Annotated in this window: 18 protein-coding genes and 1 other RNA gene; 15 read left to right on the forward strand and 4 right to left on the reverse strand. The window is 46.5% G+C overall.

Annotated elements, in window-relative coordinates; all coding sequences use genetic code 11:
- The first annotated feature begins 2 nt into the window (after nucleotides 1–2).
- The 13 genes from ACUJFL_RS05555 to tilS all read left to right on the forward strand — a co-directional run bounded on the left by ACUJFL_RS05555 (nucleotide 3) and on the right by tilS (nucleotide 16,528).
- The gene (locus ACUJFL_RS05555) at nucleotides 3–863 is read left to right on the forward strand and encodes a phosphatidate cytidylyltransferase (protein WP_226749733.1); all 861 of its coding nucleotides are present in this window, start codon (nucleotides 3–5) and stop codon (nucleotides 861–863) included.
- On the forward strand, nucleotides 860–2,050 hold the full coding sequence (gene ispC / locus ACUJFL_RS05560) for a 1-deoxy-D-xylulose-5-phosphate reductoisomerase (protein ID WP_445428688.1): 1,191 nt from the start codon (nucleotides 860–862) through the stop codon (nucleotides 2,048–2,050). Before ACUJFL_RS05555 ends, ispC begins: the two co-directional genes overlap by 4 nt.
- The gene (gene rseP, locus ACUJFL_RS05565) at nucleotides 2,050–3,405 is read left to right on the forward strand and encodes a sigma E protease regulator RseP (RefSeq protein ID WP_226749735.1); all 1,356 of its coding nucleotides are present in this window, start codon (nucleotides 2,050–2,052) and stop codon (nucleotides 3,403–3,405) included. The genes ispC and rseP overlap by 1 nt, the downstream gene beginning before the upstream one ends.
- A 26-nt stretch (nucleotides 3,406–3,431) precedes the next feature.
- Nucleotides 3,432–5,921, forward strand: coding sequence for an outer membrane protein assembly factor BamA (gene bamA / locus ACUJFL_RS05570; RefSeq protein WP_226749736.1), 2,490 nt, complete (start codon nucleotides 3,432–3,434; stop codon nucleotides 5,919–5,921).
- A gap of 18 nt (nucleotides 5,922–5,939) precedes the next feature.
- The gene (locus ACUJFL_RS05575) at nucleotides 5,940–6,458 is read left to right on the forward strand and encodes an OmpH family outer membrane protein (RefSeq protein WP_226749737.1); all 519 of its coding nucleotides are present in this window, start codon (nucleotides 5,940–5,942) and stop codon (nucleotides 6,456–6,458) included.
- 4 nt (nucleotides 6,459–6,462) lie between these two features.
- Entirely contained in the window at nucleotides 6,463–7,518 is a 1,056-nt protein-coding gene (lpxD, locus tag ACUJFL_RS05580) for a UDP-3-O-(3-hydroxymyristoyl)glucosamine N-acyltransferase (RefSeq protein WP_445428689.1), read from the forward strand.
- A gap of 2 nt (nucleotides 7,519–7,520) precedes the next feature.
- Nucleotides 7,521–7,973, forward strand: coding sequence for a 3-hydroxyacyl-ACP dehydratase FabZ (gene fabZ, locus ACUJFL_RS05585; protein ID WP_226749739.1), 453 nt, complete (start codon nucleotides 7,521–7,523; stop codon nucleotides 7,971–7,973).
- Between the two features lies 1 nt (nucleotide 7,974).
- Nucleotides 7,975–8,745, forward strand: a complete 771-nt coding sequence (gene lpxA / locus ACUJFL_RS05590; RefSeq protein ID WP_226749740.1) for an acyl-ACP--UDP-N-acetylglucosamine O-acyltransferase — start codon at nucleotides 7,975–7,977, stop codon at nucleotides 8,743–8,745.
- 167 nt (nucleotides 8,746–8,912) lie between these two features.
- Nucleotides 8,913–10,076: a lipid-A-disaccharide synthase gene (gene lpxB / locus ACUJFL_RS05595; RefSeq protein ID WP_445428690.1), complete on the forward strand. Its 1,164-nt coding sequence runs from the start codon at nucleotides 8,913–8,915 to the stop codon at nucleotides 10,074–10,076.
- A complete protein-coding gene (gene rnhB / locus ACUJFL_RS05600) occupies nucleotides 10,069–10,698 on the forward strand; it encodes a ribonuclease HII (RefSeq protein WP_226749742.1) in 630 nt (209 codons plus the stop codon). Before lpxB ends, rnhB begins: the two co-directional genes overlap by 8 nt.
- Nucleotides 10,695–14,195, forward strand: a complete 3,501-nt coding sequence (gene dnaE, locus ACUJFL_RS05605) for a DNA polymerase III subunit alpha (protein WP_229585548.1) — start codon at nucleotides 10,695–10,697, stop codon at nucleotides 14,193–14,195. The genes rnhB and dnaE overlap by 4 nt, the downstream gene beginning before the upstream one ends.
- Before the next feature lie 17 nt (nucleotides 14,196–14,212).
- Nucleotides 14,213–15,169: an acetyl-CoA carboxylase carboxyl transferase subunit alpha gene (gene accA / locus ACUJFL_RS05610; RefSeq protein ID WP_445428691.1), complete on the forward strand. Its 957-nt coding sequence runs from the start codon at nucleotides 14,213–14,215 to the stop codon at nucleotides 15,167–15,169.
- A 27-nt stretch (nucleotides 15,170–15,196) separates the two neighbouring features.
- Nucleotides 15,197–16,528, forward strand: coding sequence for a tRNA lysidine(34) synthetase TilS (tilS, locus tag ACUJFL_RS05615; protein WP_445428692.1), 1,332 nt, complete (start codon nucleotides 15,197–15,199; stop codon nucleotides 16,526–16,528).
- On the opposite strand, the gene ACUJFL_RS05620 is transcribed toward tilS, so the two are convergent.
- Nucleotides 16,482–17,423 carry a GGDEF domain-containing protein gene (locus ACUJFL_RS05620; protein ID WP_445428693.1) on the reverse strand — a complete coding sequence of 314 codons (942 nt, stop codon included), beginning with the start codon at nucleotides 17,421–17,423 and terminating at the stop codon, nucleotides 16,482–16,484. The genes tilS and ACUJFL_RS05620 overlap by 47 nt on opposite strands.
- A gap of 134 nt (nucleotides 17,424–17,557) precedes the next feature.
- The gene (locus ACUJFL_RS05625; protein ID WP_445428694.1) at nucleotides 17,558–18,658 is read right to left on the reverse strand and encodes a patatin-like phospholipase family protein; all 1,101 of its coding nucleotides are present in this window, start codon (nucleotides 18,656–18,658) and stop codon (nucleotides 17,558–17,560) included.
- A gap of 179 nt (nucleotides 18,659–18,837) precedes the next feature.
- Between ACUJFL_RS05625 and ACUJFL_RS05630 the strand changes: the two genes are divergently transcribed.
- Both ACUJFL_RS05630 and ffs read left to right on the forward strand, forming a co-directional pair.
- The gene (locus tag ACUJFL_RS05630) at nucleotides 18,838–19,707 is read left to right on the forward strand and encodes a DUF3014 domain-containing protein (protein ID WP_445428695.1); all 870 of its coding nucleotides are present in this window, start codon (nucleotides 18,838–18,840) and stop codon (nucleotides 19,705–19,707) included.
- Nucleotides 19,708–19,816: 109 nt separating this feature from the next.
- Nucleotides 19,817–19,913: signal recognition particle sRNA small type (ffs, locus tag ACUJFL_RS05635), an RNA gene on the forward strand.
- Between the two features lie 615 nt (nucleotides 19,914–20,528).
- Here the strand turns inward: ffs and ACUJFL_RS05640 are convergent.
- Nucleotides 20,529–20,684: a DUF2496 domain-containing protein gene (locus ACUJFL_RS05640; protein WP_226749748.1), complete on the reverse strand. Its 156-nt coding sequence runs from the start codon at nucleotides 20,682–20,684 to the stop codon at nucleotides 20,529–20,531.
- On the reverse strand, nucleotides 20,684–20,941 hold the full coding sequence (locus tag ACUJFL_RS05645) for a late competence development ComFB family protein (RefSeq protein ID WP_226749749.1): 258 nt from the start codon (nucleotides 20,939–20,941) through the stop codon (nucleotides 20,684–20,686). The genes ACUJFL_RS05640 and ACUJFL_RS05645 overlap by 1 nt, the downstream gene beginning before the upstream one ends.
- Nucleotides 20,942–21,048 lie beyond the last annotated feature (107 nt).

Genomic DNA, 21,048 nt, shown 5'->3' on the forward strand with positions numbered 1-21,048 from the left:
TATTGTTTAAGCAACGCGTGATCACCGCATTAATCCTTGCGCCTTTGGCGCTGGTCGCGGTTTTTTATTTACCTTTGGTCGGCTTTGCCGCGGTGTTATCTGCGGCGTTTTTACTGGGCGCATGGGAATGGAGCGGCTTTTGTGGTTTAGCCGCTCGGCGTATTAGAGCCAGTTATGTCATCTTAACTGCGCTTATTATGTTGTGCTGGTACAGCCTAGTGTCATTTAGCGAGCCCTTGAGTAGTAATCTACTGTTATTCAGTTTGTTATTGCTCGGCGCAGCCTGGTGGACGCTGGCTATTGTCTTAGTGTTAACCTTTCCAAACAGTCAAACCTTGTGGGCCACCAGTGGCGTTAGACGCGCATTGATGGGCTGGTTTACACTGTTACCCGCTTGGGCGGCTTTAATTTTCATTCGTGGCATGCATTATGATGAAACACCCTTTTACGGTGCTTGGCTTATTTGTTGTTTACTAGGCTTAGTGTGGGCCGCGGATATTGGTGGCTATTTGGTCGGAAAGCCATTTGGTCGCACCAAATTACTGCCCAAAGTGAGCCCAGGGAAAACGTTGGAAGGCATGCTCGGTGGTTTAGTTTTTGTCTTATTGATGGTCACTGCGCTGTTAGCGTGGCTGGAGAAAACCGATCACAGCCTGTACTGGTATGTTGCTGCTGTGTTACTTACCGTGTTATCGGTGTTCGGTGATTTAAGCGAGAGTATGTTTAAACGTGTAGCGGGCAAAAAAGACAGCGGGGCTTTCTTACCCGGGCACGGTGGTATCTTAGATCGTATTGATAGCTTAACGGCGACCGCACCGGTGTTTGCACTGATGTTGGCCTTTTTAGGTAAACAGTTTTTATGAAGCAAGTGGTTATTCTGGGGGCAACAGGGTCGATTGGTTGCAGTACCTTATCGGTATTAGCTGAGCATCCCGAGCAATTCCAGGTATTAGCATTAACGGCTGCCACCGGTGTCGACAAATTATTGCAACAATGTTTGGCGGTGAGACCGCGTTTTGCTGCGATGCAAGACAGCGTAGCGGCTGCAGAGCTGGCGACACAGTTAAAAGCAGCGGGCTTATCGACTGAGGTCTTAAGCGGCGAAGCTGGCTTAGTGGCATTAGCCGGGCATCCAGACGCTGATATCGTCATGGCAGCGATTGTCGGTGCTGCGGGTTTACTACCAACCTTGGCTGCAGTCGAGCAAGGTAAAACGGTGCTTTTAGCCAACAAAGAAGCCCTAGTGATGACCGGTGAGTTGTTTATGCAAAAGGTGGCTGCCCATGGTGCCACTTTATTGCCGATAGACAGCGAACATAATGCGATTTTTCAATGCCTACCGTTAGCTTTCCAGCAAAATACCCAGCAAGCCACCTTGCAGCAGTTTGGTATTTCTCGCTTATTACTGACGGGCAGTGGTGGGCCTTTTCTGACTCGTCCGTTAGACACTTTTGGGCAGATTACAGTGGCTGAGGCGGTTGCCCATCCTAATTGGAGCATGGGGCAAAAAATCTCAGTCGACAGTGCAACCATGATGAATAAAGGCTTAGAGTTCATCGAGGCGCGCTGGCTGTTTAATTGTCAGGCCGTGGATATTCAAGTGGTGATTCATCCGCAAAGTATCATTCATTCGATGGTGCAATATACCGACGGTTCCGTGCTGGCACAGCTGGGTCAACCCGACATGCGCACGCCGATTGCCCATGCTTTGGCATTTCCATCGCGGATCAGTAGTCCAGTTCCACCCTTAGATTTCTTTAGCTTACAGTCATTTACCTTTGAGCAAGCCAATGCTGCACGCTATCCAAACCTGTATTTAGCGATGGACGCTTGCGCCGCAGGTCAGGGGGCAACCACAGCACTGAATGCGGCTAATGAGGTGGCTGTGGCGGCTTTTCTTGCCGGAAAATTAAGCTTTAACGGTATCCATAAGATTAATGCTTCATGCCTCAATCGCTTCCTAACCTATCAAGCGCACGCGCTGGATGATATATTGTCGCTCGATACCGAAACACGAGCCTATGCTCGGCAGTTGTTGGAGAGGGGTTAATGTCGGCTTTTTTGTTGAATGCGCTGAGTTTTGTGGTCGCGCTAGGTATTTTAGTCACCGTTCACGAATTTGGTCATTTTTGGCTGGCACGTAAAAATGGCGTGCTGGTAAAGCGTTTCTCTATTGGCTTTGGCAAAAGCTTAGTGCGTTGGCGTGATCGTCAAGGTACTGAATTTGTTATCGCTGCTATTCCGCTTGGCGGCTATGTGCAAATGCTCGATGAGCGAGTCGATCCTGTTTTGCCACAATTTAAAGATCTCGCCTTTAATCATAAAACAGTTTGGCAGCGCATCTCTATTGTGGTCGCGGGCCCAGCTGCCAACTTTATCTTTGCCATTTTCTTGCTGTGGGTGATGTATCTTATTGGTGTGCCGGAAGTCAAACCGGTGATAGCGCAAGCCCAACCGCAATCTATCGCGGCACTGGCCGGGGTGCAGCAAAATGAACAATTACTGGCCGTTAATGGTCGACCCTCACGCGATGTACGCACAGCTAACTTACTGTTAGTCGAACAATTGGGTCGTTCTGAAATTCGTTTAACCTTAGAACATACAGAAACGGCTCGACAGCGCGAAGTCGTGCTCGACACACGCGATTGGCAATTTGACCCTGAGCGTGATTCTGTTTTCCAAAGTTTAGGTTTGTCGTTATTGCTGCCTCAGGCCACTACTACCCTGGCGATGATCTCCCCAGGCTCTGCTGCCGACGCTGCGGGTTTGCAAGCGGGCGATATCATTTTGGCTATTGATGGCCAGCCCATTAGTGCCTGGAGTGAAGTGGAGCAGGCGATAAAAAATCAACCTGAGCAAACTTTGCGTTTTATGCTGCTGCGTGATAATCAGCAACTGACACTCGACGCAACGCCAGCATTAACGCAAGACAGCGCTGGTTTTAGTTTAGGGGTGTTGGGCGTGGTACCTACCGTGTCACCTTGGCCTGAGGGCCTGCGTTATACCCAACGCTATGGGGTGTTTGCTGCGATGGCTGAAGGGTTAAATCAAACCTGGCAGCTAACGCGGCTCAGTTTTGCCATGGTTGGCAAATTATTAACCGGCGATGTGTCGGTAAAACATTTGAGTGGTCCCATTTCGATTGCACAAGGTGCAGGAAGCTCCGCCAGTATTGGCCTGATCGCGTTTTTGTCTTTTATGGCATTGATCAGTGTTAATCTGGGCGTAATCAATTTATTGCCCTTACCTATTTTGGATGGAGGCCATTTAATGTATCTTGTGGTGGAACTAATACGCGGTAAACCTGTCTCTCAGAGAGCGCAGGATATAGGTTTTCGCTTCGGTGCTTTAGTCCTGCTAATGTTAATGGGAATTGCGCTGCTCAACGATATTTCTCGTTTGTAATAAACTAATCATAAGTAGTTCAAATAATGACAATTAAACGATTAGTAGCTGCGATCTTGCTTGCTACAGGCAGCAACTCGGTGCTTGCTGAAGAATCTTTTACCGTACAGGATATCCAGGTCGAAGGCCTGCAACGTGTTGCACTGGGTGCGGCACTTAATAACCTGCCTTTCAACATTGGTGATACCGTGACAGACTTTGCTTTGTCGCGCAGTATTCGCACGCTATATAGCGCCGGTCACTTCGATGATATTCGGGTATACCGTGATGGTAACACCGTTATTTATCGGCTGCGCGAGCGTCCAACCATCAATAATATCGAGTTCAAAGGCAACAAAGATATTAAAGAAGAGCAGCTTAACGAAAGTCTTGCTGGCAATCGGATCCAAGTGGGAGAGCCGCTTGATAAAACGATCCTCAAAAATATTGAAAACGGTTTAACTGAGTTTTACCACGGTGTGGGTAAATATCAGGCTAAGGTTGAAGTCAAAGTCACCTACCTGCCGCGTAACCGCGTCAATCTTGAGTTTGCCTTTGAAGAGGGCGATGCCGCTTCTGTGCGTCAAATCAACATCGTCGGTAACCAAATCTTCCCAAATGAAGAATTGCTTAGCGTTGTTGAATCAAAACAAGATATGCCTTGGTGGCGTTTTTGGACTTCGGACCGCTATCAAAAGCAAACGCTGCAAGGTGACTTTGAAAAGATCAACAGTTACTACCTTGACCGCGGCTACCTGCGCTTTAATATCGACTCTTCACAGGTGGCAGTTAGCCCAGATAAAACTGCTGTTTATGTGACCATGAACGTGACAGAAGGCGAGCAATATAACATTAGCGAAATTAATTTCGTTGGTGATTTGATTGGGCAAGACGAGGTCATTAACGCCATTTTACCTTTGCAAAAAGGCCAGCTGTATAACGGCGCTTTAGTCACCTTCACCGAAGAAAGCATTGCTCGCTTCTTAGCGCGCTTTGGTTATGCTAACTCGAAAGTTCGCACGATTCCGACCATTGATGATGACAAAAAAGAAGTGGCGTTAACTATCAGTGTCGATCCAGGTAAACGCGTTTACGTGCGTCGTATTGATATTAAAGGCAATGCCAGCACCAAAGACGAAGTTATTCGTCGCGAATTACGGCAGATGGAAGGCGCTTGGTTATCTAACGACTCGTTAGAGTTATCAAAAGAGCGTTTACAACGTCTGATGTACATTGAAAAAGTCGACTTTGCTACCTCACCGGTGCCAGGTGTTGATGATTTAGTGGATATTGGTTTTACTATCAAAGAGCAACCATCAGGCAGTTTTAATGCGGGTGTGTCTTATGGTAGCTTCCAAGGTCTGTCGTTCCAGATTGGTGTGGAACAAAACAACTTTTTAGGCTCGGGTAACTCAGCCGGTATTAATCTTAATACCAACAAGTACCAAAAGAGCGTGACGCTTAGCTATACCGATCCTTACTATACCTTGGATGGCATCAGCTTAGGTGGTCAGGTATTTTATTCAGACCTCGACTACAGCGGTACCTCATCTAACCTTGAAGCCTACAACCGCAGAAGTTATGGCGTCGGCGCTAACGTCGGTTATCCGATTAACGAGCGTAACCGCTTAAACTTCGGTGCCAATGTCTCAGTCAACAAGATCAACCAAATTAACGAATATGACCAGTTACGTCATTTCCGCGCGGTATTGTTAGATGCGTCTAATCCAGACGGTGGTTATGATTTCACTAACTTTGAATTAAGTACGTCGTGGATGCACAGTACGTTAAACCGGGGTTTGTTCCCTACCGCAGGTAGGATGATGAACTTATCCTTGCGCGTCACTACGCCTAATTCTGATTTGCAGTACTTTAAAACTAACTTTGAAGCGCAGCAGTATGTGCCATTGAGTAATGATCATCAGTGGTCATTCCGTGCCAAGTTCGAATTAGGTTATGGTAATGGTTACGGTGATAAAGATGGTTACGATTACACCTTACCCTTTACCGAAAACTTTTACGGTGGTGGTACTAACCTGCGGGGTTTTGAAAACCGTATTATCGGTCCTCATGCTATCTTCCGTTCAACCAGTTCAGTACCGGGCGTACCTGATCCAATAGGCGGTAGTATTGCCTTCCCTGGTGATATCAGTAATGACTCTTATCAGGTGTCGCAGCGCTCGATTGGTGGTAATGCAATGGCGATGTTGACGCTGGAATTAATTACCCCCACACCATTTTTAAAAGAAGAAAATCGTAATTCAGTGCGCACCAGTATATTTGTTGATGCAGGTAACGTCTGGGACACAGAATTTGATATTAATCGTTATGCCAATTTGGTACAGTTGATCGCGAGTGATCGTGATCCTGCACTCATCGATTATTCTGATCCTAGCTTGATAAGAGCAACAGCAGGTATATCGGTACAATGGATTTCACCTATGGGGCCTTTGACCTTTAGTTTGGCGAAAATCATTAAGAAATACGACGGTGATTTACAAGAAAACTTTAGTTTCAATATTGGTACAACTTTCTAGAACATGATAGGAAATAAGATGTTTAATTCAAATCTTTTTAAATCTGCAGTATTTGTTGTAGTGGCGATGCTTTATACCGGTAATGCACAAGCTAAAGAAGTAAAAATTGGTTTTGTTGATGTAGCCGCTGTTGCAGCGAGTATCCCGCAAGCCGCACAAGTGCAAGAGACGATCAAAAACGAGTTCGCCGCGAAAATAGCTGAAGTGAACAAGTTAGAAACCGATATCAATTTCAATATTGAGAAATTGCGTCGTGATGGTCCTACCATGAGCGAAAAACAACAAAAAGATTTAACAGAGACAGTTAACAATCAGCGCCAACAGTATGAAACACTGGCACGCCCTCTGGATGAGCAAATTCGTCAGCGCCAAACAGAAGAGCGTAACCGTATTCTTGGTCTGATTAAAGCCGCTATTGATGTGGTTGCGGCTCGTGAAAATTTTGATGTAGTGTTAAATGCAACTTCAGCAGTTTATGCTAAACCAGAATTTGATATCTCTGAAAAAGTGATTCAACAGGTCGGCAAGGCGAAATAATACTGTGATGCTACTCTCTGTTTTAGCTGAAAAGCTTAATGCAGAACTTAACGGAGACGCCGCTTGCGGCGTTTCTGCTGTTGCCTCTTTAGAAAAAGCTGGCCCAGGCCAATTGAGCTTTTTATCTAACAGCAAGTTCCGTTCATATTTAGCCGATACTCAGGCCAGTGCGGTGCTGATTAAAGCTACAGATTTACCTTTCGTTGCCCCCGGAGTTAACAGCTTAGTGGTGGCCGATCCTTATGTTGCTTTTGCCAAAGCCGCACAATTATTTGACACCACACCTGACACAGCTAAACCGGGTATTGCGCCAAGTGCTGTAATTGATGCCAGTGCCAATATTGCCGCTGATGCCCATATCGGTGCCAATGCGGTTATTTCGGCTAACGCAAAAATTGCGGCAGGGGTGCAAATTGGTGCCGGCTGCTTTATCGGCGAAGGCGCTGAAATTGCCGAAAATACCCGCCTATGGGCTAATGTTACCGTTTATCATGGCGTAAAAATTGGTGCGCGTTGCGTTATCCAAAGTGGCGCGGTTATTGGTGCGGATGGCTTTGGCTTTGCCAATGAACGTGGCCGTTGGCTGAAGATCCCACAAACGGGCAGTGTGCGTATCGGTGATGATTGCGAGATCGGTGCGAATATCTGTATTGATCGTGGTGCTATCGACGATACGGTGATTGGTAATAACGTTATTCTTGATAACCTTTCTCAAATTGCCCATAACGTCGTAATTGGTGATCATACTGCGATTGCCGGTGCAACGACAATTGCCGGCAGCACGACCATTGGTCGTTATTGTATTATCGGTGGCGCAGCTGCCATTAACGGTCATATTTCTATCTGTGATGGTGTACATATTTCAGGAATGGCCATGGTCATGAAATCCATTTCTGAAAAAGGCGTCTATACTTCAGGTTTGCCTGCAACAACAAATGCCGAGTGGCGAAAAACGACGGCGAAATTACGGCAAATTGATCAACTGTATCAGCGCGTAAAATTATTGGAAAAACAATTGGCCGCAGCAGACGCTTCTGCTGATAGCGCCTCAGAGGATTAATTTTGGCTAACTCACTTAATAGCCTGGATGTTCAGGAAATCATGGCCTTGTTGCCACATCGCTATCCGTTTTTATTAATTGATAAGGTGTTGGATTACACACCGGGCGTGTCATTGACCGCACTAAAAAATGTTACCATCAATGAGCCTATTTTTACTGGTCATTTCCCCGGCATGCCAATCTTCCCTGGTGTACTGATTTTAGAAGCCATGGCACAAGCTACCGGGATTTTAGGTTTTAAAACGGCAACAGAACGTTCAGAAAATGAATTGTATTTGTTTGCCGCCATTGACGAAGCCCGTTTTAAAAAACCGGTAGTGCCCGGTGATACCTTAATTTTAGAAGTGAAATTTTTAAAGGAACGTCGCAACATTTGGAAGTTTTATGGCGAAGCAAAAGTCGACGGTCAAGTCGTATGCAGCGCTGAACTTATGTGTGCCAGAAGAGAGATGTAACGTGATTCATCCTACCGCAGTAATTGAAGCCAGCGCTAAGTTGGGACAAAATGTAAAAATAGGGGCCTTTTGCTACGTCGGTCACGATGTGGTGTTAGGCGACGACTGTGTGTTAGAAACGCACGTTGCCATCAAAGGCCCTGCTAACATCGGTAAAGGTAACCATTTTTTCCAATTCGCCAGTATTGGTGAAGCTTGTCAGGATAAAAAGTACAAAGGTGAACCGACAGAGCTGATTATTGGTGATTACAATGTGTTCCGTGAAGGCTGCTCAGTGCACCGTGGTACGGTGCAAGATCAAGGTAAAACCATTATCGGCGATCATAATTTATTTATGAACACCACGCATATCGCGCATGACTGCGTTATTGGTAACAATATCATCTTCGCCAGTGGTGCTCAGGCAGCGGGGCATGTGCATGTTGGTGATTGGGCCATTTTAGGCGGCATGACAGGCGTACATCAATTTGTCAAAATTGGTGCACATAGTTTTTGCGGTGGTGGCTCTATTGTATTAAAAGATGTCCCTCCTTATTTAATGGTGCATGGTGCCCCTTGTGTGCCTGCCGGTATCAATACCGAAGGCTTAAAACGTCGTGGCTTTAGCAGCGAAGCGTTGTTAGAAATTCGCCGCGCTTATAAAGAAGTGTACCGCAAAGGCCTAACCGTGCCACAAGCCTTAGAAGCCTTAGCTGAAAAATCAGCTAGCATGCCTGAAGTGAAATTATTTACGGATTTCATTGCAGACGCCAGCCGTGGTATTGCTCGCTAGCCTGAGCATTTAACCGTGCTGTGCTGCGAATAAAACGCTCTGCCTGCTTGTAAGGGGCAGAGCGTTTTTGTTATTACTGCGTTTTACTGAAGCGGATTAGCGGTTAAGATAGCCGTTATAGCGCATCGCATGACAGATAGACACTTACAGGAAGCATTTGCCCGGATATGGCTGAACACGACTTACCCGTTACCCCCGTTATTAAATTTGCCTTCATTGCTGGCGAGCACTCTGGCGATATCCTTGGCGCGGATCTCATTGTTGCTTTAAAACAGCGTTATCCCCACGCCGAGTTTTTCGGAATAGGCGGTCCACGAATGCAAGCTGAGGGCTTTCAAGCTTTATTTGATATGGAAGAGTTAGCGGTAATGGGCTTGGTCGAAGTGTTAGGCCGTTTACCGCGTTTATTACAAGTAAAGCGGCAAATTGTCAGCGCCATTTTACAAGATAAGCCGGCGGTGTTTATTGGTATTGATGCGCCTGATTTTAATTTGCCAGTAGAATTGGCATTAAAACAACAGGGCGTAAAAACCGTGCATTATGTTAGCCCGTCAGTTTGGGCCTGGCGGCATAAACGTATTTTTAAAATTGCCAGAGCAACCGACATGGTGCTGGCATTACTGCCGTTTGAAAAAGCGTTTTATGATAAGTATCAAGTACCCTGTACTTTTGTCGGGCATACCTTAGCCGACTCGATGCCGTTGCAAGTGGACAAAGCGGCGGCTAAGCAGGCATTAGGTTTAGATCCATCGCGCCCAGTACTGGCGATTATGCCGGGCAGTCGCTCCAACGAAATTAACTTATTAACTGCTGATTTTCTCAAAGCGGCGGCTGAGCTAAAGCAGCAACGCCCAGAAATACAATTAATTACTAATATGGTGACGACCGCCAAAGCCACTTTATGGCGACAATTAAAAGCGGAGCACGCTGCCGATTTAGTGGTAACTGAATATATCGGCCAAGCACGCCAAGTCTTACTCGCTGCTGATGCCACCTTTATTGCATCGGGTACCGCCACCTTAGAAGCCTTATTAGCCAAATGTGCCATGGTGGTGGGGTATCGGACTAATTGGCTCACCTTTCAAATCGCCAAGCGTTTGGTTAAGTTGCAATATGTTAGCTTACCTAATTTATTAGCGGGTAAAGGCTTAGTCACCGAGTTACTGCAAGATGATCTTAACGTAACGGCCCTGGTGAGTGCTATGCAGCCGTTGCTTGCCGAGCCGTCTATTGAACTACAACAAGCGTATTTAGCGATCCATCAACAATTAAAGCAGCAGGCGAGTCAGGTGGCGGCAGCCGCAATCAGTGAGGTAATGGCAGATGTTTGAGTATTCTCGGCCAGAGGTAGAATGGATTGCCGGCGTAGATGAAGTGGGCCGTGGCCCTTTGATTGGTGCGGTTGTGACCGCTGCGGTGATTTTAGATCCCACTAAACCGATTAAGGGGTTAAACGATTCCAAAAAACTATCAGAGAAAAAACGCCTGCTATTAGCCGAAGAAATTAAAGAAAAGGCTCTGTGTTGGGCGTTAGGCCGAGCCGAGCCTGCAGAAATTGATCAGCTTAATATTTTGCATGCCACCCTGTTAGCTATGCAGCGCGCAGTGGCCGGTTTAGCGATTACACCACAGTGGGCCTTAATTGATGGTAATCGTTGCCCTGCGTTAGCCATGCCCGCGACAGCAGTAGTGAAAGGCGATAGTTTGGTGCCAGAGATCAGCGCTGCCTCCATTTTAGCCAAAGTGGCACGCGACGCTGAAATGCAGCTGCTGCATCAGGCTCATCCGCAATTTGGCTTTGCGGATCACAAAGGTTACCCCACTGCTGCGCATTTAGCCGCAATTCAACGATATGGCATTTTACCTGAGCATCGGCGCAGCTTTAAACCTGTGCGGTTAATCGTGGAGCAACACGCTCAGCAGACAGGCCAGTGCGAGGTTACAGCGCGATGAGCGATCCGGCCTTTATCCATTTACGGGTGCATAGCGACTTTTCGATGATCGATGGCGTCGCGAAGATCAAACCTATTGTTAAAATGGCGGCAGGTTTGCAGATGCCAGCCTTAGCCTTAACCGATCAAATGAATATGTGTGGTTTGGTCCGTTTTTACAGTACGGCGCACGATGCAGGTATTAAACCGATCATTGGTGTGGATTGCTGGGTACAACATCCGATCTTTCCTGGTGAGTTAAACCGGCTGTTACTGTTATGCGCTGATAACGTGGGTTATCAAAATCTGACAACCCTGATCTCAAAAGCCTATTTACGCGGCCACATCGATGGCAAACCGCAGTTAGATCATGATTGGTTAATTGAACATGCCGCGGGCCTGATCGTGTTATCCGGTGCCAAAGATGGCTTACTCGGCAAAGCCTTGCTAAAAGAGAATCCGGGCAGTGTGCAACAGCTGGTCAGTTTTTATCAGCAGTATTTCCCTGAGCGATTCTATATTGAATTATGTCGCACTGGCCGAGCAGAGGAAGAGCGATATATTCAAAAGGCCATTGCCTTAGCCGAAGCAGAAGATTTACCCGTGGTCGCCACTAATGAAGTGGTATTTTTAAAAGCCAGCGATTTCCCTGCACACGAAATTCGGGTGGCGATCCATGATGGTTTCACCTTAGATGATAAGCGTCGTCCGAAAAACTACTCAGAGCAGCAATACTTACGCACCGCAGCTGAGATGCAGCAGCTGTTTGCTGATATACCTGAAGCCTTGGAAAACAGCGTAGAAATTGCTAAACGCTGTAATGTGACGATTCGTTTAGGCGAATATTTCTTACCGGCGTTTCCCACCGGTGGCATGTCAGACGCCGATTTCTTAGTGATGAAATCGCGCGAAGGCTTAGAGCACCGTTTATTGCAACTGTTTCCAGATGAACAAGTCAGAGCCGCGCAGCGTGTCGGCTATGATGAACGGTTGCAAATTGAACTAGACGTGATTAACCAAATGGGTTTCCCCGGTTACTTTTTGGTGGTCATGGAGTTTATTCAATGGAGCAAGGATAACGATATTCCGGTGGGCCCTGGCCGGGGCTCGGGGGCGGGGTCGTTAGTTGCCTATGCATTGAAAATCACCGATCTTGATCCTCTGGAATTTGACCTGCTGTTCGAGCGTTTCTTAAATCCCGAGCGGGTATCGATGCCTGATTTTGACGTCGACTTCTGTATGGATCGCCGAGATGAGGTGATTGAACACGTTGCCGATATGTACGGCCGTGAAGCGGTGTCACAAATTATTACTTTCGGCACCATGGCGGCGAAAGCGGTGATCCGCGATGTCGGTCGAGTCTTAGGCCATCCTTATGGATTTGTTGACCGCATCTCGAAACTGATCCCGCCCACGCCCGGCATGACCTTGGAACAAGCGTTTAAAGAAGAACCGCGCTTACCGGAGTTATATGACTCAGATGAAGAAGTTCGCGATCTGATTGACATGGCAAGGCAGTTAGAAGGGGTAACCCGTAACGCCGGAAAGCATGCGGGTGGTGTGGTTATCGCCCCAACAAAAATTACTGATTTTTCACCGCTTTACTGTGATGAGCACGGTCAAAACCCGGTCACCCAGTTTGATAAAAACGATGTGGAATATGCTGGTTTAGTGAAGTTCGACTTCTTAGGTTTGCGTACCCTGACTATTTTGCAATGGGCGGTCAATATGGCCAACGCCCGTTTGCAAAAAGAAGGACGTGCGCTGGTCGATATTAATAGTATTCCACTGGATGACCGCTACAGCTTTCAACTGCTGATGCGAGCTGATACCACGGCGGTATTCCAGCTAGAATCGCGTGGGATGAAAGATCTGATCCGACGTCTGCAACCTGACTGTTTCGAAGATATGATTGCCTTGGTGGCATTATTCCGCCCGGGTCCATTGCAATCGGGCATGGTTGATAACTTTATTGACCGTAAACGTGGTCGTGAAGAAATTTCATACCCCGATGCCACTTGGCAGCATGATTCGTTAAAAGTGATTTTGGAACCGACTTACGGCATCATTCTCTACCAAGAGCAGGTCATGCAGATCGCTCAGGTGCTGTCGGGTTACTCATTGGGCGGTGCCGACTTACTTCGCCGTGCCATGGGTAAGAAAAAACCGGAAGAAATGGCGAAACAGCGCGATACCTTCCAAGAAGGTGCCGCCAAAAATGGCATCGATCCAGAATTAGCGATAAAAATCTTCGATTTAGTTGAGAAGTTCGCCGGCTACGGTTTTAACAAGTCGCACTCTGCCGCTTATGCCTTAGTCTCTTATCAAACGTTATGGATGAAGGCGCATTATCCCGCCGAATTTATGGCGGCGGTGATGTCAGCCGATATGGATAACACCGATAAGATTGTGACCTTGGTTGATGAATGTGAGCGAATGAAGCTGACCTTGATCCCACCTGATGTCAATGCGGGCCAACATAAGTTTACCGTGAACGAACAAGGTCACATTGTTTACGGTATTGGCGCCATCAAAGGTGTCGGAGCCGCCCCTATTGAAGCCATTATCGAGGCCCGGCGTGAACACGGTGAATTTAGTGATTTGTTTGACTTCTGTGCTAAGGTTGATCTGAAGCGTTTAAATCGACGCGTGATGGAAAAATTAATTTTAGCCGGTGCTATGGATCAATTAGGGCCGACGCGAGCTAAACAACATCCTGGGCCGCAACGCGCTATTTTAATGGCTAATTTGGAAGAAGCCATGAAAGCCGCCGAGCAACATGCCAAAGCACAAGCGGTTGGCCAAGACGATTTATTTGGTTTACTCGGTGGTGCCGAAGATGAACCCGGTACACAAAGCTTAAGAATGGTGCCGCTGTGGTCCGATGAAGTTTGGTTAGAAGGCGAGCGGGAAACGCTGGGGTTATATTTAACCGGTCATCCTATAAATCGCTACCTTGATGAAATTAAGCATTACACCAGTTGTCGCTTAGTCGATTTACAACCAACGAAAAAAGATCAAAGCGTGCAAGTCGCAGGTTTAGTTGTTTCTGTGCGAGTTATGATTAACAAAAAAGGTCGGCGCTGGGCTATTGTGACCTTAGATGATAAATCTGCTCGTTTAGATGTACGATTTTTCCCAGAACAGCTGGAAACTTTCGAGCAATTGCTACAAAAAGACCGAATTTTACTGGTTAATGGACAGGTCAGCTTTGATGATTTTAACGGTGGCCTTACAATGTCCGGCCGCGATGTCAGCGAAATTACCGCGATGCGAGAAAAATCGCTGAAATCTCTGAATATCACTGTACAATCGACGCAGATTGATCAGAATTATCTGGAAAAGTTAAAACGGGCGTTAGCCGAGTATCAAGCTGGCACCGTGCCAGTACATCTTTGGTATCAACGCGAGGAAGGGCAGGTTAGACTGCAGTTAGGGACAGCATGGTGGGTCACGCCCACAGACGCTTTGTTGCATCAGTTACGACAAATGGCAACAATAGAATTGGAATTTAATTAATTAGGTAGTGATAGTCGATGATGCTGAATTATTTAGAGTTTGAGCAACCTATTGCTGAACTGGAAGCAAAAATAGACGAATTACGCAATGTCAGTCGCAATGGCGATTATGATCTTGGGTTAGAAGAAGAAATTAACAAATTAAAAGAAAAAAGCCTGACGCTGACCAAAAAGATTTTTGCGGAATTAGGTGCATGGCAAGTTGCACAATTAGCGCGCCATCCTCGTCGGCCATATACCTTTGATTATCTTCGGCATATGTTTACCGATTTTGATGAACTGTGTGGCGATCGGGCTTTTGCTAATGACAATGCGATTGTCGGCGGAACGGCCCGTCTTGGTGAGCAATCGGTGATGGTCATCGGCCATCAAAAAGGTCGCGATACTAAAGAAAAAATCCGTCGTAACTTTGGCATGCCAAGGCCAGAAGGTTATCGTAAAGCCTTACGCTTAATGGAAATGGCCGAACGTTTTAAATTACCGATCATTACGTTTATTGATACGCCAGGTGCTTACCCGGGTATCGGCGCTGAAGAGCGCGGCCAATCTGAAGCCATTGCCCGTAATTTAAAAGTGATGGCCGGTTTGAAAGTGCCGGTGATCTGTACGGTTGTGGGTGAAGGTGGTTCTGGTGGTGCTTTAGCTATTGGTGTGGGCGACAAAGTGAATATGTTGCAATACAGCACGTATTCGGTTATCTCGCCAGAAGGCTGTGCCTCTATTTTATGGAAAAGCGCTGAAAAAGCGCCATTAGCGGCTGATGCTATGGGTATTACTGCCGGTCGGTTAAAAGAGCTAAAATTAATTGACGAAGTGATTACTGAGCCACTAGGCGGCGCCCATCGCTCGCCAGAGCAAATGGCCAGCACCTTAAAGCAGGCTTTACTGCGTGACTTAGAGAAGTTACAAAAACTCAGTACCGCAGAATTACTAGAAAAACGCTACAAGCGTTTAATGTCTTACGGTTATTGTTAAGCATAGCTAGCTGAGGATAGGTCAGCTTTGCACCGAACAGACTTAAGCCAGTATTTGCTCAAGCAACTGCATCAACACCAGCCCTCGCGGCTGGTGTTGGCTTATAGCGGTGGCTTAGACTCACAAGTTTTATTGCATTTACTTTGGCCTTTATGCCAACAACACGCCATTCCCTTGCAAGTGGTGCATGTACATCACGGGCTAAGCCCGCAAGCCGATGCCTGGGCCCGTTTCTGCCAGGAACAGTGTCAACAGCTTAACCTGCCTTTTGAGCTTTGCCATGTACACCTGTCGTCTAATACCAATATTGAGCAACAAGCACGCCGCGCAAGGTATCAGGTACTAGCTGACTATATTACTGAGCCTCAAACGAGCTTAGTGTGCGCACATCATGCAGATGATCAATTCGAGACCTTACTGCTGGCGTTAAAACGCGGTGCCGGCTTAAACGGTTTAGCCGCCATGCCAAGCTGTCGACATTTTGCCAAAGGCCAGTTGTGGCGGCCGTTACTGGCCATCAGTCGCCAACAGTTAATGGATTATGCCACTAGCCATGCGCTGTCTTGGGTAGAAGATGAAAGTAATCAGAACACCGAGTTTGAGCGCAATTTTGTGCGACATGCGGTGAGCCCGGTATTAAAACAGCGCTGGCCGCAGTGGCTCAGTACGGTAGGGCGCAGTGTGCAACATCTGCAAGATGCCGCCAGTTTAGCGGAATATTATACCGAACAAGCGTTAGCGCGTTGTGCTACGCCAGATAAGCTCGATCTTATTGCACTGAGTCAGCAGCATCCCTTACAGCAAGACTTGGTGTTACGCCGTTGGTTATATGCTGCCGGTTTTAATCCAGATACACAGTGGCTTTTAACGTTAAAACAGCAAGTTATCGCGGCGAAAGCCGATGCTCAGCCGCAATTAGTGGCCGGGCGCTTGTTGGTTCGCCGTTATCAACAGCATCTTTATTTACTGAATAACGATTCTCAACGGCAAGCCTTACCCAGTTGCGTATTAACTTGGCAACAAGCCTGTCAGTTACCCGAAGATCGGGGGCAGTTACTCTGGCATAAAACCAAGGTAGCGGGAGCATTAGCAATAGCTGAAGCGTCACAGCAGTATCAAGTGGTATTTGGTATGTTAAATTTGCCGTTTAAACCGACAGGAAAGCAGACTAAGCCGTTAAAGCAGTGGTTTAAGCAATGGCAATTGCCCCCTTGGCAGCGAGGGCAAATACCGTTGCTGCTGCATGAGGGCAAATTAGTGTTAGTCGCCGGTTATGCCAGTAGCTACAGCGATGAACAAGCTAAAGCGTGGCTTAGCTGGCAGCCAGCAAAGAATGAGCTGCCTTTTCTAACAACTTAACACGGCCGCCATTATATTGACTGACCCGACCTTTGCCTGATAATTTAGCCTGGTATAAGGCTTCATCGGCGGCATGAAATAAATCGCGCGGTTGATGTTCAGCCGATAACCGCGCCATACCAATACTGCAACCGACGTTATGGCTCGCTAAAAAAGCATTTGTATAAATGCTTTGCAGTAAACGATCAGCCACCACATCCGCATGCTCTGCATCACTATCAGAGAGCAATACCGCAAATTCGTCCCCACCAAAGCGGAACAAGCTGTCAGTGGCTCTTAGCGATTCCCGCATACAATCTGCTACCGCGATCAACACCTCATCACCCACATAGTGGCCAGAGTTATCATTAACTTGTTTAAAGTTATCTAAATCTAATAACAATAACGTTAAAGGCAGTTGATGGCGCTTAGCCAGTTGCACGGATTTGACAAAACTATCGTCAAAAAAGCGACGGTTGCCTAACGTGGTTAATGGATCTTTCAAAGCCATTTGCTGCAAGCGACTAACCAATAGTGCATTACGCAATGCAAACAGCCACTCTGATTCTAATAACAGCAGTTGCCGTTGCACTAAAGGCGTAAACGCATGCGCCGAATCATAACTAATCTCAGCTAATACTTGGTTTTCTAGCACCAATTTTGATTGGTGATGATAAGTCCCTTTTTTTGAACCACGGGCTTGCAAGTTGCTGGAGTGGGTATTTAACGTCATTCCGCAAAGAGGCAAAACACGACCTGCGCTCATGGAAAAAATATCCAATTGCTGCTGCAAGTCTAAGGTGGTTTGTAATTGACTGACTAAACTGCTTTCACTGCAGTCTGGAGTTTCTTGCCAAATACTGCCGATGGATAAGTCACCAAACGCGTTAGTTAAGTTGCTTGATTCTTGCCACATATGCTCACCTTACCAGAATTTATTGTTGCACTGATAAGGATTAAGCAAATGTTAGGCCAGTTTTTTAAGTTATTGTTTTTACTTGATTAAGTTTAATTGTGTTTAAGGTTGGCGGTTTTTTGACGGCATTAATTTTATGGTGCGGCAAGAAATTGCATGATGCTATCCATCTGCTGCATACCATCTTCAAAGCCTAATTCAATTAAACGGCGCGTGTATTTTTGTTCGAATAATAGATAACTGACTAAGCTTGAATCAGAGTGTTGCCGAATACCCGTAACGCGCAATAGGGAGCGAATGGCGATCGGTAAACACAAAAAGTATTCACTGGCTAATTGATTAAAATTTTGGCTTGGATTAATCATGTAGCTTTGCACGGGCTTGAGTTCCGTTTCAATATTGTGCTGCTTTAACAGCTCAACGGTTTTATTGATGCGCTGCATTCGCTCTAAATCGGAGTTCAGCGTGTCGGTAAATACCGTATCAAGTAAATGACCTGCCACCGTGGCTAAATCTGGGTGGTGTAAGCTGCGCTCTCGAAAAGCACCACGGCGTGGATCGTCGACACCAATAATCAAAATTTTGTCAGCACCCAAATGGATCGGCGAGCTAAGGGGCGCCAATTGATTAACTGAGCCATCACCAAAGTAGCGTTGATGGATACGTACCGAGGGAAACAGCAGCGGTATCGCCGCAGAAGCCATTAAATGATGTACATCTAACAGGGTGCGTTGGCCACAACGTTTGGCTCGGCGCCATTCTTCTGCCGTATCAGATTGAAAAAAGCTAATCGAATCGCCAGTATTATAACAAGAGGCGGTAACCGAGAAGCTAGACAGATAACCGCGCATAATATTTAGGTCAATGCGCTGCAAGTCGAGAATTTTGTTTAATAACTGTTTAAGCGGTTTGTTATCCAGTAAGCTGACCGGTTTTTTATTGGCATAGTCTGCTTGAAAGGCACTATAAACATTACGAATTTGATGGCGAATTAGCCGAGGATAATCAGAGTAATAAACCTGCGCGGTATGAAAGTTTCGCCAAACCGATTCAATTTTTTTCACCCCTAAATGAAAACAAGAGGCATAGCAGGCAAGGCCTGCACCATTGATGGCGCCAGCAGAAGTGCCACTGATAATCTTAAATGGTAGTGGGCTACTGCGTGGATATTGACTGGCAATCGCTTTAAGCACGCCAACTTGATAGGCCGCTCGTGCGCCACCACCGGTTAACATTAATGCGGTCTTGCTAGATGTTACTGTGGGGTCTGTTTGCATAATAAGGTGTTAAACATCCTGTACTGAACTTTTTCTACAACCTGTACTCTTCAATTAGTATATTGCTGATAATTGAGATTAATGCAATGCTAGACACCCTTAAGGGTTATTTATTTCAAAAGCACAGGTAAATCACTATGTCACAACAAGCTTCAGGTGGTGGACAGTCCGTATATTATGCCGGTTTAGCCGGCGTAGTTTTAATCATTATCGCTGCATTATGGTTTTTATTCAAAGGCCCGGCCGAACCGACCGAAACCGTCATGCTGCCACCGGTATTATTACCGCAACCCGAACAAGTGGCCGCAGTAGAGCAAGCTGAGCAAATGCAACCTGAACCTGTTAACGAACCTGCCGTTATGCCAGAGCCGATAGCAACCATTGAAACACCCATGGCCGAAGTGAAACCCGAGCTACCGCCGTTACCACCTTTGAATACCTCTGATAAAGTGATAAGCGAAGATTTGTTAGCGCTGAACTGGAAAGCGGGTATGGCATCGCTATTTAATCGTGAAGATATGGTGCGGCATTTTGTGGTCACGGTTGATAATTTAGCGCAAGGCCGATTAGTCGCAGGCCATGCCGTGTTATCTGCACCGGCTGACGCTTTTTTAGTTGAGCAAGTGGCGCCGGATCGTTTTCGGATGGCTGCAGCGAATGCCGCCCGCTATGAGCCTTATATTCAGCTGTTAGAAAGCGTACCAGCAAGACAGTTATTGGCTTTGAAAGCGCGCTATCAACCCTTGCTTGACGAGGCTTTCGCCGAACTCGGCTATCCTGACATGAGTTTTGAACAGCGTTTACGTCAAACGATTAATCTATTGCTGGCTACGCCAGAGTTGTCGAGTCAGCCCGAATTAATCCGCCCTTCGGTAATGTATATTTACGCTGATCCGCAGTTAGAGGCGTTACCTGAAGCGCAGAAGCAATTATTACGCTTATCACTGGCGCAACAACGTCGTTTAAAAGCGGTGCTGCAAACCTATCAGCAAGCTTTAGGTAATTAAACTGTTGTTTTTATCAGCGTTAGGGTTGCAGGTTGCTGCTTAGCACTTGCAACCCCGAACGGTTTTGCGGATAATGCGCGCTGCCATCAAGGCAATACCATGGTAACTCCATTGGTCCTCTCGCAATACTAGTAGGCGAACCTGGTCAGGTCCGGAAGGAAGCAGCCACAGTTTATGATGTATGTGCCGGGATGTGGCTGGTGGAGTTGCCACCCAACTCCCTCGTTGTTTACTCTATTTCATTCAAAAATTTGGCCTAAACTGCTGCTTCGCTGTTAACTCGCCCCGCATCAACCCGAAGTGATCTTCTGTTAATCCCATTACATTGCAAGCCGTTCAACCTGGCGCGGTAAAGTTTTAAGACGAGAATTATGGTATCAGCCCCCGAATGCTCGCGAAAACGTTAAACGCTGCGTAAAGCTTCGGCTGGAGCACGCGGTAAATACCTCCCTGTACGCTCCTCTTTTTCATCCCTGAAAAAGACGTCTCCAGCCAAAGTTTACTTCGCTATTAACTCATCCAGCTTTAATCCGATCCCTCAGGGGCAGAGACTAGAGATTAAAAATGTAATCTGCAGCATACGGTTATGATCTAGGTATCTGACTGCGAAGCTAAATCCACGTGAATGCAAAAAGTCATAACCGTTTTTGCTGTTAATCCCATTACCTCGTCGCCTTGGCTGTGTTAGGTTGAGCCGGTGTTTCGCAGCAACGTAGGGTCGCATTTTCTTTGGATACTTTCTTTTTGCGACGCAAAAGAAAGTATCTCGCCAACGGCGAAAAGGTTAACTCATCGCCTTTGAGCGGTTCGCTACTCCGCGCTTATTCTAAGGCCCCGGCCAGTTTGTTTTCAGTATCTTTGACGACTAATTTTAAGGCAGCCAGCAAGGTTGCTGCAGGCAAATTTTGTTGTTCTAGCAACAAAATTAAATCGACGGCCAGTTTGACATGGTCGGGTGCCTGCTCAAGAGATGACATTACTGGTTATCCAAAAAGTTGCGGGCGCGGCTAGTAGCTTCTTTTACTTTCATTTGCATTTCAAAGCGTTCGCTTTGTGGCATGTAAAATGACATATCCACTTCATAGCGAATGTATCGTGGCGGTAATAAATTTAAAGAGATACAGCATAAATCAGCTAAATACTCGCTGTCTTTTTCTTGGTCTAATCCCAGCTCAACAATATGATCTAACAATAGTTTTTCATAAAAATTATGAATATCGCTATCCAATGTCATGGCGTTTCTCCTCGTTAATGTACTTTAAGCATAATCAGCTTTGATCGAAAAGACTACTGAAAGATTGAGTTAGTTGCGCGCCTTGTTACAATGCGCTGAACAGCGAT

The sequence above is a fragment of the Alishewanella sp. HL-SH05 genome, assembly GCF_052655985.1.

What these genes read in the sequence shown, in the direction of transcription:
- ispC (WP_445428688.1), top strand. Translation starts at nt 860, where the DNA reads ATGAAGCAAGTGGTTATTCTGGGGGCAACAGGGTCGATTGGTTGCAGT.
- rseP (WP_226749735.1), top strand. Translation starts at nt 2,050, where the DNA reads ATGTCGGCTTTTTTGTTGAATGCGCTGAGTTTTGTGGTCGCGCTAGGT.
- bamA (WP_226749736.1), top strand. Translation starts at nt 3,432, where the DNA reads ATGACAATTAAACGATTAGTAGCTGCGATCTTGCTTGCTACAGGCAGC.
- ACUJFL_RS05575 (WP_226749737.1), top strand. Translation starts at nt 5,940, where the DNA reads ATGTTTAATTCAAATCTTTTTAAATCTGCAGTATTTGTTGTAGTGGCG.
- lpxB (WP_445428690.1), top strand. Translation starts at nt 8,913, where the DNA reads ATGGCTGAACACGACTTACCCGTTACCCCCGTTATTAAATTTGCCTTC.
- rnhB (WP_226749742.1), top strand. Translation starts at nt 10,069, where the DNA reads ATGTTTGAGTATTCTCGGCCAGAGGTAGAATGGATTGCCGGCGTAGAT.
- dnaE (WP_229585548.1), top strand. Translation starts at nt 10,695, where the DNA reads ATGAGCGATCCGGCCTTTATCCATTTACGGGTGCATAGCGACTTTTCG.
- accA (WP_445428691.1), top strand. Translation starts at nt 14,213, where the DNA reads ATGATGCTGAATTATTTAGAGTTTGAGCAACCTATTGCTGAACTGGAA.
- ACUJFL_RS05620 (WP_445428693.1), bottom strand. Translation starts at nt 17,423, where the DNA reads ATGTGGCAAGAATCAAGCAACTTAACTAACGCGTTTGGTGACTTATCC.
- ACUJFL_RS05625 (WP_445428694.1), bottom strand. Translation starts at nt 18,658, where the DNA reads ATGTTAACCGGTGGTGGCGCACGAGCGGCCTATCAAGTTGGCGTGCTT.
- ACUJFL_RS05630 (WP_445428695.1), top strand. Translation starts at nt 18,838, where the DNA reads ATGTCACAACAAGCTTCAGGTGGTGGACAGTCCGTATATTATGCCGGT.
- ACUJFL_RS05640 (WP_226749748.1), bottom strand. Translation starts at nt 20,684, where the DNA reads ATGTCATCTCTTGAGCAGGCACCCGACCATGTCAAACTGGCCGTCGAT.
- ACUJFL_RS05645 (WP_226749749.1), bottom strand. Translation starts at nt 20,941, where the DNA reads ATGACATTGGATAGCGATATTCATAATTTTTATGAAAAACTATTGTTA.